This is a genomic window from Demequina gelatinilytica (genome assembly GCF_000971115.1).
Taxonomy (GTDB): Bacteria; Actinomycetota; Actinomycetes; order Actinomycetales; family Demequinaceae; genus Demequina; species Demequina gelatinilytica.
Genome location: NZ_BBLV01000008.1, coordinates 145476 through 160996, shown reverse-complemented (window position 1 = coordinate 160996; position 15521 = coordinate 145476). Strand labels below are relative to the sequence as shown.

At 72.6% G+C, this 15521-nt stretch carries 16 protein-coding genes and 2 tRNA genes; 12 read left to right on the top strand and 6 right to left on the bottom strand.

What is annotated here, in order from left to right:
• Positions 1-4: 4 nt before the first annotated feature.
• Both AOM00_RS08650 and AOM00_RS08645 read right to left on the bottom strand, forming a co-directional pair.
• Positions 5-943 (bottom strand): prenyltransferase/squalene oxidase repeat-containing protein, encoded by a 939-nt coding sequence (locus tag AOM00_RS08650; RefSeq protein WP_062517411.1) that lies wholly within the window; start codon positions 941-943, stop codon positions 5-7.
• Positions 940-1977 carry a heparan-alpha-glucosaminide N-acetyltransferase domain-containing protein gene (locus tag AOM00_RS08645; protein WP_062517410.1) on the bottom strand — a complete coding sequence of 346 codons (1038 nt, stop codon included), beginning with the start codon at positions 1975-1977 and terminating at the stop codon, positions 940-942. Before AOM00_RS08645 ends, AOM00_RS08650 begins: the two co-directional genes overlap by 4 nt.
• A gap of 74 nt (positions 1978-2051) precedes the next feature.
• On the opposite strand from AOM00_RS08645, the gene AOM00_RS08640 reads away from it, so the two are divergent.
• The 3 genes from AOM00_RS08640 to AOM00_RS08630 all read left to right on the top strand — a co-directional run bounded on the left by AOM00_RS08640 (position 2052) and on the right by AOM00_RS08630 (position 5226).
• Entirely contained in the window at positions 2052-2834 is a 783-nt protein-coding gene (locus AOM00_RS08640; RefSeq protein WP_062517409.1) for a fumarylacetoacetate hydrolase family protein, read from the top strand.
• Positions 2835-2914: 80 nt separating this feature from the next.
• A complete protein-coding gene (gene gltX, locus AOM00_RS08635; RefSeq protein WP_062517408.1) occupies positions 2915-4396 on the top strand; it encodes a glutamate--tRNA ligase in 1482 nt (493 codons plus the stop codon).
• Between the two features lie 104 nt (positions 4397-4500).
• Positions 4501-5226: an HAD family hydrolase gene (locus AOM00_RS08630; protein ID WP_228373453.1), complete on the top strand. Its 726-nt coding sequence runs from the start codon at positions 4501-4503 to the stop codon at positions 5224-5226.
• A 58-nt stretch (positions 5227-5284) separates the two neighbouring features.
• On the opposite strand, the gene AOM00_RS08625 is transcribed toward AOM00_RS08630, so the two are convergent.
• Positions 5285-5911: an NADPH-dependent F420 reductase gene (locus AOM00_RS08625; protein ID WP_062517406.1), complete on the bottom strand. Its 627-nt coding sequence runs from the start codon at positions 5909-5911 to the stop codon at positions 5285-5287.
• Positions 5912-6010: 99 nt separating this feature from the next.
• Between AOM00_RS08625 and AOM00_RS08620 the strand changes: the two genes are divergently transcribed.
• The 4 genes from AOM00_RS08620 (at position 6011) to AOM00_RS15615 (ending at position 7508) form a co-directional block, all read left to right on the top strand.
• Positions 6011-6532 carry a MarR family winged helix-turn-helix transcriptional regulator gene (locus tag AOM00_RS08620; RefSeq protein WP_062517405.1) on the top strand — a complete coding sequence of 174 codons (522 nt, stop codon included), beginning with the start codon at positions 6011-6013 and terminating at the stop codon, positions 6530-6532.
• 102 nt (positions 6533-6634) lie between these two features.
• On the top strand, positions 6635-7087 hold the full coding sequence (locus AOM00_RS08615; protein ID WP_062517404.1) for a hypothetical protein: 453 nt from the start codon (positions 6635-6637) through the stop codon (positions 7085-7087).
• A 60-nt stretch (positions 7088-7147) separates the two neighbouring features.
• Positions 7148-7219, top strand: a tRNA-Gln gene (locus AOM00_RS08610).
• 118 nt (positions 7220-7337) lie between these two features.
• Positions 7338-7508: a hypothetical protein gene (locus AOM00_RS15615; protein WP_169746832.1), complete on the top strand. Its 171-nt coding sequence runs from the start codon at positions 7338-7340 to the stop codon at positions 7506-7508.
• A 24-nt stretch (positions 7509-7532) separates the two neighbouring features.
• Here the strand turns inward: AOM00_RS15615 and AOM00_RS08605 are convergent, their stop codons facing one another.
• Positions 7533-9686 (bottom strand): ATP-dependent Clp protease ATP-binding subunit, encoded by a 2154-nt coding sequence (locus AOM00_RS08605; protein ID WP_062517403.1) that lies wholly within the window; start codon positions 9684-9686, stop codon positions 7533-7535.
• 130 nt (positions 9687-9816) lie between these two features.
• Positions 9817-10731 carry an aminoglycoside phosphotransferase family protein gene (locus AOM00_RS08600; protein WP_062517402.1) on the bottom strand — a complete coding sequence of 305 codons (915 nt, stop codon included), beginning with the start codon at positions 10729-10731 and terminating at the stop codon, positions 9817-9819.
• 183 nt (positions 10732-10914) lie between these two features.
• On the opposite strand from AOM00_RS08600, the gene AOM00_RS08595 reads away from it, so the two are divergent.
• The 5 genes from AOM00_RS08595 to AOM00_RS08575 all read left to right on the top strand — a co-directional run bounded on the left by AOM00_RS08595 (position 10915) and on the right by AOM00_RS08575 (position 14779).
• Positions 10915-10990, top strand: a tRNA-Glu gene (locus AOM00_RS08595).
• Positions 10991-11158: 168 nt separating this feature from the next.
• On the top strand, positions 11159-11710 hold the full coding sequence (locus tag AOM00_RS08590) for an RNA polymerase sigma factor (protein WP_062517401.1): 552 nt from the start codon (positions 11159-11161) through the stop codon (positions 11708-11710).
• Positions 11711-11757: 47 nt separating this feature from the next.
• A complete protein-coding gene (locus AOM00_RS08585) occupies positions 11758-12840 on the top strand; it encodes a hypothetical protein (protein ID WP_062517400.1) in 1083 nt (360 codons plus the stop codon).
• Between the two features lie 193 nt (positions 12841-13033).
• Entirely contained in the window at positions 13034-13597 is a 564-nt protein-coding gene (locus AOM00_RS08580; protein WP_062517399.1) for an RNA polymerase sigma factor, read from the top strand.
• A 30-nt stretch (positions 13598-13627) separates the two neighbouring features.
• Positions 13628-14779, top strand: coding sequence for a putative sodium/potassium/calcium exchanger (locus AOM00_RS08575; RefSeq protein WP_062517398.1), 1152 nt, complete (start codon positions 13628-13630; stop codon positions 14777-14779).
• Here the strand turns inward: AOM00_RS08575 and AOM00_RS08570 are convergent.
• Entirely contained in the window at positions 14776-15312 is a 537-nt protein-coding gene (locus AOM00_RS08570; RefSeq protein ID WP_082096805.1) for a thiol-disulfide oxidoreductase DCC family protein, read from the bottom strand. The genes AOM00_RS08575 and AOM00_RS08570 overlap by 4 nt on opposite strands.
• Between the last annotated feature and the right edge of the window lie 209 nt (positions 15313-15521).

Below are 15521 nucleotides of genomic sequence, written 5' to 3'. Positions count from 1 at the left end.
CGGATCACGCCTGCTCCTCCCACCACCGCAGCACGCGCATCGCGCGCAGCGTGTTCCACCGGCTCGGGCGCCCATCGCCGTCCTCCATCACGAACGGCACCGCGCCGCGATGCGTGTTCTCGAGCGGCCACTGGCCGGCCGCCGACTGGCGCGACCGCACCAGCGCGATCGCGTCCGCGAGCCGCGGGTCGCGAGGGGCGTCCGCGGTGCGCAGATGGTCGAGCGCGCGCAGCACGTCGTAGTGCCAGTACGGGGGGAAGGAGAAGCGCTGGTAGGCGGCGTCGACGACGGTGCCGGAGCGGCGCCCGCGCATGAGCGACCGCACCAGCAGGTACTCGCGGGCGTCGTCCACCGCCTCGAGCGCGGCGGGGTCGAGGCCGTGGGCACGATGCTGCGCCTCCAGGGCCTCGAGCGCGAGGAGGGTCGAATGGAAGCTCGAGCGCGTCGACAGCGACGGCGGATCGCAGTTCCAGCCGCCGTCCGCGCGATGGTCGGCGACCAGACGTGCGGACGCGCCCGACATGTCATGCCCGAAGTAGGCGCCGACCAGGATGGTCGTGGCGAGCGTGCAGGCCTCGTCCTCGCCGTCGAGGAACGCGGCGTCGTTGTCCTCCCACCTGACCGCGGCGAAGGCACGCTCGGCCGCCTCGCGGAGAGCGTGGGCGTCGGGGTCCGCGCCGAGGAGCGTGAGGAGCACCAGGACATGCGCGGTCGAGGTCCACGGCTGACCGTCGTCGGGATCGCGATCGCCGGCGGGGAACCACGCTCCACCGGCCCATGAGCCGTCGGTCTCCTGCAGCGCGAGGAGGCGTGCTCCCCAACCCTCGTACGCCACCCGCGCGCGCTCGGCCGCGACCTCCTCGGGATCCGCACCCAGGAGGTCGCGCATCGTCTGCCAGCGGATGGCCGGGTCTCCCGCCATGAGCCAGTCGAGGACGCTCACCGTGATCCTGCCTGCGCAGGGAGGTCGCGGGTGGCGGCGTCGCCTGCGGCGTTCGAGACGCGCGTGAGCCCGCGCTCGAGCGGACCCTGGCCCTGCCAGCGTCGCCAGGCCCACGCCGCCGCGAGCAGCACGGCCTCGAGGACGATGAGCGCGACGTTCGAGGGCTCGTAGACCATCTCGCTGCCGACGGCCGCGATGATGAGCAGGTGCAGCACGTAGCCGGAGAGCGCCATCGAGCCGAGCGCCTCGACCGGGCTGAGCACGGCCCGCATGCGCGGCGCGAGCCAGCAGGCCCCTCCGATCACGGCGAGCGCGATCGCGGAGTTGGCGGTCATCTCGAGCGGCGTGTAGGTGTGCGCGCCGAGGCCCGTCACCGGACCGTCGCCCACGACGATGCGGATCGCGACGGCCGCGCCGACGCCGGCCGCGCCGGCACCGATGAGCAGCGCCTGCACCCGGGCCTCGCGCAGCGCCAGGCGCCCCACCGCGAGCCCCAGCAACGCGTAGCCGATCCACGACAGGGCGGGGTAGTGGTAGCTCCACAGGCGGCCCACCACCGGGGCGTCGTACCACCAGCCTTCGGGTTGGACCGCGGCGACCAGCACCCGTCCCACCGCGAAGGCCGTCGCGGCCCCGGCGAGCAGCACCCACGAGGGTGCACGCAGCAGCGGGACGGCCATGAGCATGATGAGGCCCAGGTTCACCAGGACGATGTCGACGCCGGTGCTCATCTGCGACACCAGCAGGCCGAGCGCCACGAGGACGCCGGCGCGTGCCGCGATCCGGGCGCGGGTGCGCCGGACGGCCCGTGCATCGGCCGTGCCGCCGGCGCCGGCGAGCATGAGGGACATCGTCACGCCGGCGAGCACCGCGAACAGCGCGGAGGGCCGTCCATGCGCGATCACCAGCCACGCCCAGCCGTCGGTGTCGGCGCCGCGCGTGCCGTCGTCGCCCACATGCGCCGCCACCATGCCGAGCACGGCGATGCCGCGCGCGACGTCGAGCCCGACGATGCGCCCCACGGCCTGTCCCATGCGGCCCATCGTAGGCAAGGGCGGGGCCGGCACCCCCGCAGGCGCGACATCCGTGAACGACTACGCTGGAGCCCATGCGTATCGCCCGTTTCACCACCGGATCAGAGCCCCAGTACGCGATCGTCGACGGGGAGGCGGGCAACGAGGAGCTCGTGGTCCTCACCGGCGACCCGATGTACACCCCCGGCTCCGTCACCGGCGAGCGGATCAAGCTCACCGACGACGTCCGCCTGCTCGCCCCCGTCATCCCGCGCTCGAAGATCGTGTGCCTGGGCCGCAACTATGCGGACCACGCGAAGGAGCTGGGCAACGAGGTCGACGACCTCCCGCTGCTGTTCCTCAAGCCCAACACGGCGGTGGTGGGTCCCGACGACCCGATCGTGCTGCCGCACTACGCGGAGGACGTCCAGCTCGAGGCCGAGCTCGCGATAGTGATCTCGCGCGTGTGCAAGGACGTGAGCCCCGAGAACGCCGAGCAGTACATCTACGGCTTCACATGCGCCAACGACGTGACGGCGCGCGACGTGCAGCGCCAGGAGAAGCAGTGGTTCCGCGGCAAGGCCTTCGACACGTCGCTGCCGCTCGGCCCGTGGATCGAGACCGAGCTCGCGCACGACGACGTCCACGTGTACGGCCGCATCAACGGCGAGACCGTGCAGGAGGGCCACTCGGCCGACATGATCACGGACGTCGCGACCGTGGTGTCGCTCGTGTCCGAGGTCACCACGCTGCTGCCCGGCGACGTGATCCTCACCGGCACCCCCGCGGGCGTGACCACCCTCCACCACGGCGACGTGGTCGAGGTCGAGGTCGAGGACCTCGGCGTCCTGCGCAACCCCGTCATCCGGCGCGGCTGAGCCCCGGCTCGCCCGCGCCCCCCACCCGTCGTCCGTTCGACGCCCCCGCCCCAGCATCGTCCCGTTCCAAGGAAGTACTCATGAGCAAGGTCCGCGTCCGCTTCTCCCCGTCGCCCACCGGGCTGCCCCATGTGGGCATGGTCCGCACGGCGCTGTTCAACTGGGCCTACGCCCGCCACACCGGCGGCGACATGGTCTTCCGCATCGAGGACACCGATGCCGAGCGCGACTCGCAGGAGAGCTACGAGATGCTCCTCGACGCGATGAGCTGGATGGGCATCGACTACGACGAGGGCCCGGACAAGCCCGGCCCCTACGGCCCGTACCGCCAGTCCGAGCGCCACGACCTGCACGCGCAGGTGGTGGAGAAGCTGGTCGAGGGCGGCTACGCCTACGAGTCCTTCTCGACCCCCGCCGAGATCGAGGAGCGTCACAAGGCCGCGGGCCGCTCGCCGCAGCTCGGCTACGACGGGTTCGACCGTGACCTCACCGAGGAGCAGAAGGCCGCCTACCGGGCCGAGGGCCGCGAGCCCGTGCTGCGCATGCGCATGCCCGACGAGGACATCGTGGTCGAGGACCTCATCCGCGGCACGGTGACCTTCCCGGCGGGCACCGTGCCGGACTACGTCATCGTGCGCGCGAACGGCATCCCGCTCTACACGCTGGTCAACCCGGTCGACGACGCGCTCATGAAGATCACGCACGTGCTGCGCGGCGAGGACCTGCTGTCCTCGACGCCGCGGCAGATCGTGCTGTGGCGCGCCATGGTGGACCTCGGCATCGCGGATGCGGTGCCGGCGTACGCGCACATGCCGATGGTGCTCGGCGAGGGCACCAAGAAGCTGTCCAAGCGCGACCCCGAGTCGAACCTCTTCCACCACCGCGACCGCGGCTTCCTGCCCGAGGGCCTGCTCAACTACCTCGCGCTGCTGGGCTGGAGCATCGGCCCCGACCGCGACGTGTTCACGGTCAAGGAGATGGTCGAGGCGTTCGACATCGCGGACGTCAACCCCAACCCGGCCCGCTTCGACCTCAAGAAGGCCGAGGCGATCAACGCCGAGCACATGCGCATGCTGCCCACCGGGGAGTTCGCGGTGCGCGTGCTGCCGTACCTCCACGCGGCCGGCTGCATCTCGTCGCCCGAGGTCTCGGGGCTGTCGCCGAACGAGGAGCAGATCCTCGCCGAGGCGATCCCCCTGGTCCAGACCCGCATGACCCTGCTGGGCGAGGCGCCTGGGATGCTCGGCTTCCTCTTCATCGACGATGCCGCGGTGGTGGTCGAGGACGCGGCGCGCGCGAAGCTTCCCGAGAACGCCGCCGAGATCCTCGACGCGTCCATCGAGGTGCTCGAGGGGCTCGAGGACTTCTCGCCCGAGGCGCAGCAGGAGGCGCTCAAGGAGAAGCTGGTCGAGGAGATGGGGATCAAGCCCCGCTTCGCGTTCGGCCCGCTGCGCGTCGCCGTGACCGGTCGCATGGTGTCGCCGCCGCTGTTCGAGTCGATGGAGATCCTGGGCAAGGACCACGCGCTCACGCGCCTGCGCAACCTGCGTTCGACGCTCTAGCCGCATCGTCCCGGCCCGCACCCGCGGGCCGGGACGCTCACCATGCCTGCGGCGTCGGTTCCGTCGCGCGCGGGACCACCACCTGTCATGTGAGGGAGGCACGTGTGATCCGCGGAGTCCTGTTCGACGTCGACGACACCTTGGTCGACACGCGCGGGGCGTTCCGTCACGCCCTCGCGTCAGTCGCGGCCGAGTACCTGGGCGACGTCGACCACGCGGAGCTCCTCCGCGTCTGGCGTGAGGACGCCGGCGGCTGGTACCGCGCCCACACCCGCGGCGAGGTGAGCTACCGCGAGCAGCGGCATCGTCGGGCGAACGCGCTCCATGAGATCTTCGGCGGGCCGATGCTCGACGAGGCGGGGTACGACGCCTGGAACGACGGGTTCGAACGCGCCTTCCGGGCAGGCTGGCTCGCGCACGGCGATGCCGCGGGCGCGCTGGACGCCCTGGACGAGGCCGGGATCCCGTTCGGCGCGCTCTCCAACGCCGCGCACGCCTATCAGACCGAGAAGTTGGCGGCGGCGGGGCTCGCGCGGGTGCCGATGCTGGTCGGCGTCGACACGCTCGGCTTCGGCAAGCCGGACCCGCGGGTCTACGCGCTCGCGTGCGAGCGCCTGGGGCTCGCGCCCGCGGAGATCGCCTATGTGGGCGACGAGTTCGATGTGGACGCCCAGGCGGCGGTCGCCGCGGGGCTCGCCGTGGGGGTGTGGATCGAGCGCCCGGGCGCGCATTCGCGCGACGTCGACGGACTGTGCGGCGAGGGCACGCCGCGTGACGGCCTGGTGCGCATCCGCACGCTCGCCGAGCTCGCAGGCGTGCTCGGCCTCTGACGCACGCGTGCCCCGACGAGGGGCTCGTCGGGGCACGCGGGATGCGGCGAGGAGGGCTTCAGCCGCGGGGAGCGATCGCCCCGGTCCAGGCGAGCTTCTCCTGCACGGCGAGCACCAGCTGCGTGAAGCCGATCGCCTCGAGCTCGCGGGCGCGCTTGAGGCCGCCCACCGCGAGGCCTCGCAGGCCCGCGGCCTCGACCAGCGCGATCAGGGAGTCGCGTGCGGACTCGTCGTCGCCCGCCACGAGCACCGTGGTGGGGGCGCCGTCGACGGTGCCGGCGGCGAGGGTCGCGGCGAAGTTGGTGTTGAAGGCCTTGAGCACGCGCGCGCCGGGCGCGGCCGCCGCGAGCTCGGCGGTCGCGGAGGAGTCCGCCGGGACCACGAGCGCGTCGAACGTCGCGAAGTCGAGGGGGTTGGTGGTCTCGACCACGATGCGGCCGTCGAGCTGGGGGCCGTACGTCGCGGCGAGCTCGGCGAGAGCGGGGTAGGGGACGGCGAGCACGACGATCTCGCCGGTGATCGCGTCGCCGACGGCGCCCGCGGTCGCGCCGACCTGCGCGGCCACGGCTGCGGCCTTGTCCTGGTCGCGGCCCAGCAGCTGCACGGCCGCGCCGGCCTTGGTCGCGAGGTGCGCGACGGCCGAGCCGATGCTCCCGGTGCCGATGACGGTGACGGTGGTGGTCATGGTGTGCTCCTTCCCGCCGATGCGGCGGATCGTTTGGTTGCCTCGTTAACCAACATAGCGGTACTTGGTTGCCGTGGCAAGTAACGCTAGGATGGCGGCATGACCACGCGCGTGCCCCGCATGAACGAAGCCGAGTCCCGAGCGTGGCTCGCGCTTGTCGGAACCTCGCAGCTGCTGCCCGCCGCGCTCGACGCGCAGCTCCAGGCGGACTCCGGCATCACGCACTTCGAGTTCATGGCGCTGAGCGCGCTCAACACCGCGCCGGAGCTGACGCTGCGGACCAGCGACCTCGCGGTGCGCACCTACGCCACGCTCCCCAGGCTGTCGAAGGTGGTGTCGCGCATGGAGGCGCGTGGGCTGGTCGAGCGCGTCCCGTGCCCCGGCGACGCGCGCGCCTCGAACATCCGCCTCACGCGCGACGGCCGCAAGGAGCTCCTGCTGGCGCTGCCCGGGCACCTCTCGCTGGTCCGGGCGGAGGTCCTCGGACGCCTGAGCGAGGGCCAGCTCGAGGCGCTCGCCGAGGCGCTCGAGCCGGTGCTCGAGGCTCTCGCGGACGACCCCCGCTTCCCTTGGGCTCGTGGCGCTTCGCGCCGGGCCGAGAGCGGCGCCGCCACGGCCTAGCGCGGCGGCGACGCATCACGATCCGGCGGCCTACCTGCCCGATCGCGTCGCGCAGGGCGTACCGTGAGCCCATGATGAGGCTCGTCGGGGTGGTGGTGCTCGATGAGATCGAGCGCGCTGACCCGTAGCGCCGCCGCCGCGTGCGTCGCCGCGGCGCTCGCGGGCTGCGGCGGCGACGCGGTCGACACGAACCCGCTGGGCTACCTCGCTCGCCAGGACGAGCCGGGCTACATCCCCGGCGCGCGGCTCGAGGTCAGCGGCACCATCGTCGCGCTCGAGAACGGCTGCCTCATGCTCGACCGCGATCGCGACGGCGCGGGCGTGCCGTGGATCGTGTGGCCGCCCGGGACCGTGCCGGGTGACGAGGGCGCGGATGTCCACGGCGTCGCATTCGGTCCGGGGGACGTGGTGACGGGGGCGGGGACCGTCGCCGTGCTCGCGGATCTCCCGGGCGGGAACGACGACGACACGTACTTCGGCGCGCAGGGCCACTACTGTGGTGCGGACTCGGCCGGGGTGATGGTCCTCGACTCGCTGCGACACGCGGCGGGATGAGGCGATTTGGGTTCTGCGCCGGAGTCGGGTAAAGTTGTTCTCCGTTCCGCTGGAACGCATTGGGCTATGGTGTAACTGGCAGCACGACGGTTTCTGGTTCCGTTAGTTGAGGTTCGAATCCTTGTAGCCCAGCCGGAGACAAGAAGGACCCCGCCATCAGGCGGGGTCCTTCTCTTTTGTCCCGGTCCCTTCGTCGGGGCGCCCGGGAGCGTAGGGTGAGGGCGTCCCGATCGATCCGAGAGGACCTGCCATGGGCGCGATCAACCGCGAGTGGCACGATGCGCACCGGATGCCCGAGCGCGCGACAGAGGCGCAGCGGGGAGCGTGGCATGCGGCCCACCAGCAGGCGTGCGGCTGCCGGCGGCCGAGCGAGAAGGAGCAGGCGCTCATCGACCGCTGGCGCGCCGATCACGAGGCCTGAGGCTCCGCATCGTCCACGCGTGGGTCAGCTCACGGTGAGCGTCACCGCCTGTCCGTCCCACCCCGCGATCACCTGATCGCCCTCGCGGACGCGTCCGTCCACGATCTCCTTCGCGAGCGCGTTGAGCAGCCGCGTCTGGATGAGCCGCTTGAGGGGGCGCGCCCCGAAGGCGGGGTCGAAGCCGTCCCGCGCGAGCGAGGTGCGCAGCGCATCGTCCACCGTGAGGGCGACGTCCTTCGCCTCGGCCAGGCGCGCGACGTTCCTCGCCAGCTCCGTCCCCACGATCCCGTCCATCGCGGTGGGGTCGATGCGGTCGAAGACCACCACGTCGTCGAGCCGGTTGAGGAACTCCGGCCGGAACGCGCGACGGAGCACGGTCTGGAGCGACGCCTCGAGCTCGGCGCGGTCCTCGCCGTCCCAGGCGAGCACCAGATCCGAGCCCAGGTTCGACGTCATCACGATGATCGTGTTGGTGAAGTTGACGGTGCGGCCGCGCCCGTCGGTGAGGCGGCCGTCGTCGAGCACCTGGAGCAGGACGTTCCACACGTCGGGGTGCGCCTTCTCGACCTCGTCGAACAGGACGATGCTGTACGGCCTCCGGCGCACCGCCTCCGTGAGCTGGCCTCCCTGGTCGTAGCCCACGTAGCCCGGGGGAGATCCGATGAGGCGGCTCACCGCGTGGGACTCCATGTACTCCGACATGTCGATGCGGATCATGGCGCGCTCGTCGTCGAACAGCTGCTCCGCGAGGGCGCGTGCGAGCTCGGTCTTGCCCACGCCCGTGGGGCCGAGGAACAGGAACGAGCCGATGGGACGGTTCGCGTCGGAGATGCCCGCCCGGGCGCGACGGATGGCATCCGCGACGCTCGCGATGGCGCGGTGCTGGCCCACCACACGCTCGTGGAGCCGGTCCTCGAGATGGCCGAGCTTGCTCGACTCGTCGGTGAGCAGCTTCTCCACCGGCACGCCGGTCCACTTCGCGACCACGCCCGCGATGTCCTCGCCGGTGACCTCCTCGCGCAGCATGCGCTCCTCCGCCGGGATGGCATCGAGCTCGGCGCGGGCCGTCGCGATCTCCCGCTCCGCGGTCGGCATCTCGCCGTAGCGGATGCGGCCGGCGCGCTCGAGCTCGCCGTAGCGTTCGGCTCGATCGAGGTCGCCGCGAAGCGACTCCAGGCGCTCGGTCGCCTGCGACACGCGCACGATGAGGTCCTTCTCGCGCGCCCAGCGCATGTTGAGGCGGTCCGAGTCCTCGCGCAGGCGCGCGATCTCGGCGTCGATCTCCTCGCGCCGCTGCCTGGCGGCCTCGTGCTTGTCCTTGGCCACCTGCGTGCGCTCGATCTCGAGCTGCATGATCCGCCGCCGCGCGCGGTCGAGCTCGATGGGCATCGAGTCGAGCTGCATCTTCAGCGCGGACGTGGCCTCGTCGATGAGGTCGACGGCCTTGTCCGGCAGGAAGCGCTCCGTGATGTAGCGGTCGGAGAGCTTGGCGGACTGCACGATCGCCTCGTCGGTGATCTTCACGCCGTGGTGGACCTCGTACTTCTCCTGGAGCCCGCGGAGGATCGCGACGGTGTCCTCGATGCTCGGCTCGCCCACGTACACGGGCTGGAAGCGCCGCTCGAGCGCGCTGTCGGTCTCGACGTGCTCGCGGTACTCGTTGAGGGTGGTGGCGCCGATCATGCGCAGCCTGCCACGCGCGAGCATCGGCTTGAGGATGTTCCCGGCGTCCACCGAGCCCTCGGCGCGGCCCGCTCCCACGATGGTGTGGAGCTCGTCGACGAACAGGATGATCCTGCCCTCGGACTCCTCGACCTCCTTGAGGATGCCCTTGAGGCGCTCCTCGAACTGGCCGCGGAAGGCCGCGCCCGCGATGAGCGAGCTCATGGCGATCTCGACGACCCGGCGATCCTTGAGGGAGGAGGGGACGTCGCCGGCGACGATGCGCTGGGCGAGGCCCTCGACGATCGCGGTCTTGCCTACGCCGGGCTCGCCGATGAGGACGGCGTTGTTCTTGGTGCGGCGGGTGAGCACCTGCATGACGCGTCGGATCTCCTCGTCGCGGCCGATGACGGGGTCGAGCGCGCCCTGCTCCGCCAGGGCCGTGAAGTCCTGGCCGAACTGCGCGAGCGCGCTCTGCTGCTCCTGCGCGTCGGGGGCGTAGGGCTGTGCGGACATGTGAACCTCCTGCTGATGCGAGCCGTAGGGAAATAGTTGAGTCGCTTCCACTCAACTTTACATAACGACTGACGGGCGGGCAAGGGTGTGGGCGCCGGGGGAGGGCCCGGTGCCGGGATGCCGCGCCGGATCAGGCCTTGGCGAGGAGCTCCGCGCAGGCGAGGAGGTCGGCTTGCGTCCCGTCCTCCGTGAGGCCCCACGCGAGCGCGTGGACGATGCCCCAGCCGCGCGCGCGCTCGCGATCCACGCCGAGGTGGTCGACATAGAGATCGAGCCGTCGTGCGACCACGGCAAGCGGGTCCGCCGCCTCCAGGAGCGTCGGGCGCCGATCGCGCAGCGAGGAGGCGAGGTCGAACGCCCGCTCGCCGACGAGCGGCTTGGGGTCGATCGCGACCCAGCGCTCGCCGTCCAGGAGCATGTTGCCGCCGTGCGCGTCCTGGTGGCAGAGGACCTGCTCGGGCTGCGATCGCCCCAAGGTGGTGGCGAGCTCCACGGCATGGTCGACCAGCCGCCGCGGGCACGGTCGGCCGTGCCGTTCCCACCGCTCCGGGAGCACGCGAGCCCAACGTTCCGCCTGGTCGGCCACCGTGCGGAAGGGCACGCCCTCCGGCGCGGGCCGCCACAGCTCGCGGAGCACGCCGGCGGCGATGCCGAAGGCCTGGTCCTCGTCCTCGATGCTCCAGAGCTGCGTGCCGGGCTCGCATCGTTCGATGAGCAGGGCCCCGCGCTCGCGATCGTGGGCGAGCAGCGCCACGGCTCCCGCTCCGGCCCAGTGCGCCAGGGCGTCGGCCTCGAGATCGCTCTCGCCGTCGGGCCGGCCGACCTTGAGCACGGCGCGGCGCCCGTCCGGGAGCGTGGCGGGCGCGACCCATGCGACGCTGCCCGGCTCGAAGGGCCTGTCGAGTGCCAGCCCCCACTCTCGCGCGCACGCGGCGATCAGGCCCGGGAGCGAGCGCAGCCAGTCGGGGCCGCCGGGCGTCGCGGCCCACCACGACAGGCCATCGGGCACGTGGACGGTGCCGGTGGGGAGGTCGCCGGTGCTCATGGCCCCAGGCTACGGCGACGCGGACCCGGGTCGGCGCCTGAGCGTACCTCGGGGCGGTAGCATCGTCCCTGGTGCGAGGTCGACTTCGGAGACATCGCCGGACGGATTTGGAATCCGCGCCGGGTGTGCTGTAAAGTTTTATCTCGCGCCAGCCGCCCGGTAAGGGTGACTGAAGCAGCTAGGGGCCCCGTTGTGTAGCGGCCTAGCACGCCGCCCTCTCAAGGCGGTAGCGCGGGTTCGAATCCCGTCGGGGCTACCACCGGAACCCCCTCGTCCAACGTGACGAGGGGGTTCTTCTGCATCCAGGGGCGCCTGGCGCCTGGGTCTACGACGTTGGAAATGTCGGGTCTGCCCAAGTTCGTATCCCCGTGTTAGCGTCGGGAACCATGCCGTGTCCTCCCGTCGCAGAGGCCGCGGGAGCCCGCGCATGACGCTCGGCCCCGCGTTCACGGCCGTGCTCGCGGCGGCGCAGTCCGGAGAGGACTGGGCGTGGACCGCGCTGTACTCGGACCTCTCCGGCCCTGTCCGGGGCTATCTCGCGGGTCGGGGATCGCCGGAGCCGGAGGACGAGGCGTCGGAGACGTTCCTGCACGTCGCGCGAGGCATCGGAGGCTTCGCGGGGGACGAGCGGGACTTCCGCGCATGGGTGTTCTCGATCGCGCATCGCCGCATGGTCGACGCGTACCGGCGGGCGAGCGTGCGACCGGTGTCGGCCGCCGGGAGCTCGGATGAGGTCGCCGCATCCGAGCTCAGCGCGAGCGCCGAGCAGCAGGCGCTGCTGCGCGACGGGCTCACCGATGCGCGCGAGCTGCTTGCCGACCTGTCCGAGGACCAGCGGCAGATCCTCCTGCTGCGGGTCGTGGGCCAGCTCTCCGTGCGTGAGACCGCGCGGGTGGTGGGGAAGTCCGAATCGGCGGTCAAGGTCGCTCAGCATCGCGCGCTCGGCGCGCTGCGACGCGCGCGCGACCACCAGCGCTGATCTCCGCCCGATGTAACGGATCCAGCGCGGCATCCGATGGCAGGGCCGTGACGAGCACCACCGACGAGGACCGGGCGATCGACCGGCTGCTGCGAGGCGACACGCCCGCGGAGCTCGCCGACCTCGGCCCGGCGGTCGCTGCCCTGAGGGGGCTGGCGATCGCAGCGGAGCCGGCTCATGCCGCGCGCGTCGGTGCTGCCCTCGCCAGCGTCGCCGCGGGCTCGCGCACCCCCCTCAGCCGCGAGCCCGCGGCGGCTTCCTCGCCATGGCGTTCACGCGTGGCCTCGATGAGCGCGCTCGCGCTGCTCATCGGAGGCACCGCGGCCGGCGCGGCAGCAGCCGACCCCGCCGCGCCGGGCGATCCCCTCTACTCGATCGATCGGGCGTTCGAGCGGATCGGCCTGCGTGACGGCGGCAACCGTGAGCGTGTCGCGGAGGCGCTGCGGCTCGACGGCAAGGGGGACTACGGCGACGCGATCGAGCACGTCGCGGAGGCCGCGGACATCGACACCGATTCCTCCGAGGCCCTGCTCGAGACGGCGCGGGCGCTGCGGGCGGAGAGCGCGGAGGCATCGGACGAGGTCCGCCGAAGCGTCACGGACCTGCTCGAATGGATGGAGACCGCCGACTTCGCCGACCCCGGCTTCGGCGCTCACGTCACCGCGCGCGTGCGCAGCATCCCGACCCCCGCCGCCCCGCCGCAGGAGCCCGTGATCGACGCACGGGACGCGGACGGCCAGCCCGACGCGGGGGAGGCCGCCGGCAAGGCTGCCGCGGCGGACGGCCAGCCCGACGCGGGGGAGGCCGCCGGCAAGGCTGCCGCGGCGGACGCGCCTCCCGCTGCCGCGGACGGCACCGGAGCGGAGACGAGCGACGGCGGCTCGTGGTCCGGCGGGTGGCGCGGGGCGGCGGAACCGGCCTCGTGGTCCGGAGAGCGATGGTCGGACGGGGAGCAGACGACCCGGGACTGGTCGGGCAGGACGACGGCGGGGGCGCAGGACTCCTGGCAGATGGAATCAGCCGGCGAGGGCGCGTGCGGCGCCGACTCCGGCACCGAAGATGTCGGCGCATCCCCCATGCCCGACAAGCAGAGCGGCTCCGAGCAGGCGTTTTCCCCAAAGCGGCCGTAGGAGCTCCCGCTCCGGCGCCCCGGGGCCCTCGCGGGCCCCGGGGCGCTGTCATGGCGCGCGCAGCCCTTGCCCAGCCGCGCCGCGCCGTGGGGACGGGCTTGTCGCATTTGCGCCGCTCCGCATGAGTGGTGTTAGCGTCTCCGCCCATGTCACCTCAGTCCCCGTTCGAGGACGTCCGCCGGCGGTCGAGCCGATGACCCTCGGTCCCGCGTTCGACTCGACGCTCGCGGCCGCCCGGCTAGGCGAGCCCTGGGCGTGGGCCGCGCTCCACCGCGAGCTCGCGGGTCCCGTGCGCGGCTACCTCGCTGCCCGTCGTTCGCCCTCCCCGGAGGATGAGGCGGCCGACACCTTCCTCGACGTCGTGCGGGGGCTCCCGCGCTTCGAGGGCGACGCCTCGGACTTCCGCGCGTGGGTCTTCGCGATCGCCCATCGACGCATGGTGGACGCGGTGCGGCGCGCCGGAAGGAAGCCCGAGACGCCAGTCGGCGACGAGGCTCTCGCGCAGGTGCTCCGGGATGTCATGCCGAGCGCCGAGCAGCAGGCGCTGCTGCAGGCCGAGGCCTCAGGGGTCGAGCATCTCCTCGGGCGGCTCTCGGAGCGTCAGCGCGACGTGCTGCTGCTGCGCGTGGTCGCGGGTCTGAGCGGACGCGAGACCGCGGCGGCGCTCGACATGACCGAGGCCGCCGTCCGCGTGGCGCAGCATCGTGCGCTCGCGGCCCTGCGCAAGGACCTGGCCCACGCCGACGCGGAGGTGTAACACCGGGGCCGCCTGTGTCGATTCGGGGGTATGACGCACGACGAGAACGCTGACCGCACCGCCCGTGACCTCGACCGGTTCCTCGCCGGCAGGGGCGACGCGGACATGGGAGAGCTGACAGGCACCCTCGACCGGCTGCGCGCGCTCAACGCCGCGCCGAGCGCGGAGGACTCCGACCGCGCGGGTGCGGCGCTTGCGAGCCTCGCGTCGCAGCAGCCGGCGACGCCTGCCGCCGCCCGGCCGGCCGCGCGTCGTTCGCGCCGCCTGCGCGTAGCGATCGCAGGAGGAGCCGCGCTCGTGGCCGCCGCCCTGGTCGGCGGCACCGCGGCGGCGGACGAGTCGGCGCCTGGTGATGCTCTGTACGGGCTGGACCGCGCCCTCGAGCGCGTGGGCCTGGGCGACGGCGGCGCGTACGAGCGGATCGCGGAGGCGCGCAAGGCCGAGGAGTCCGGCGACACCGAGACCGCCATCGAGCTTGTCGACGAGGCCGTCGCCGAGGTCCTGGGCGACGAGCAGGGCGAGGACGAGGCTGCGGAGGGCGCCGAGGACGTCGAGGGCGACGAGGACGGCGCCGAGCAGTCCGATGAGGCGTCCGACGAGGATTCCGATGAGGCGTCCGACGAGGACTCCGACGCGGACTCGCGCACCGGTTCCGAGGTCTCCCAGAAGGTCCACGAGTGCCTGCGCGAGATCTTCGACTGGATGGAGACCACCGACGCCACCGGCCGTGACTTCGGCCAGGGTGTCGCCGAGCGCCATCGCGACCTCCACGTCGCGTGGCAGGGCGAGAGCGAGAAGTGGCAGGAGCGTCACGGCGGCGACACCGACGAGGACGGTGCGGTCCTCGCGGATGACGGTGCCGCCGAGGACGACGTCGCCGTCGACGACGACGCTGCCGATGCGGACACCCCGACGCAGGCCGAGGCGACCGCTCCTCGCTCGGCGACCAAGCCGGGTGAGGCCGCGACCAAGCCGGGTGCGGCCGCGACCAAGGCGGGCGACGCCGAGGACGCCGGCAAGCGCGGGAACGCCGGCGGTCAGCGCGAGAAGGCCGAGAGCTCGGTCGCGAAGGCTCGCGGTGCGGAGCAGGGCGAGCCCACGCGTGGCGCGGGCGGCTCGAACGGTACCGGCAACGGCGGCTCGAACGGCGTCGGGAAGGCCGTGGGCAAGAGCGCCCGCTAACCCGTCGACACGTCGGCGGCACCCTCGCCCGAGCGCCGGGGGTGCCGCCGTCCCGCGTCTCGGCGCGGGCTCTCCGCCGCAGCGTGAGTCGAGGCGAGCGCGGCCACGTCCTCCTCGGTCGCGAGCCGTGAGCGCCACAGCGTGACCAGGTCCGCCGGCGGGGTGCCGCACGCTGGGTCCTCCGCGGTGCGGCGCGGCCGCCGCCGGGCGACCGCATCGTAGGCGGCATCCCGCACCGCCCGAGGCACGATGCGCAGGGCTCCGGCCGCGCGCCACGGCCACGGCAGGTCCCTGGCGATGCTCGCCAACGCGTCCGTGCGGGCCTCGCCGATGCCGCCGCGCCAGACGACGATGCTCGACGCAGCGATCCCGTGGCCCAGCCCGGAGGCCTCGAGCACCGCACGGCCGACGGTGCCGCCGGACCCCGCGATGAGGAGCCGGCCATCGCGATCATGGCGCAGCAGCCATGCGACGAAGCCGTTGCAGAGACCGCAGTCCCCGTCGAAGACCACGATCGCGCGTCCCATATGCATACGCAGCACCCTAGCCCGCGGGCTAATTGACACCTGTGTTATTTACGTGTTTTCCCTGGAAATCCATCATGATGCGCCCGGGTGTGAGGAATTTCACGCACGGGGCCTACGCCTTGCCGAGAGCGGGGCGGACGTGCCTACAGTGCCCTCGCGGCGCGCCTGCTGAAGGCCGCTCCGCTGGCTCGACGGCTCGCTCCGTCGCCGTCCGT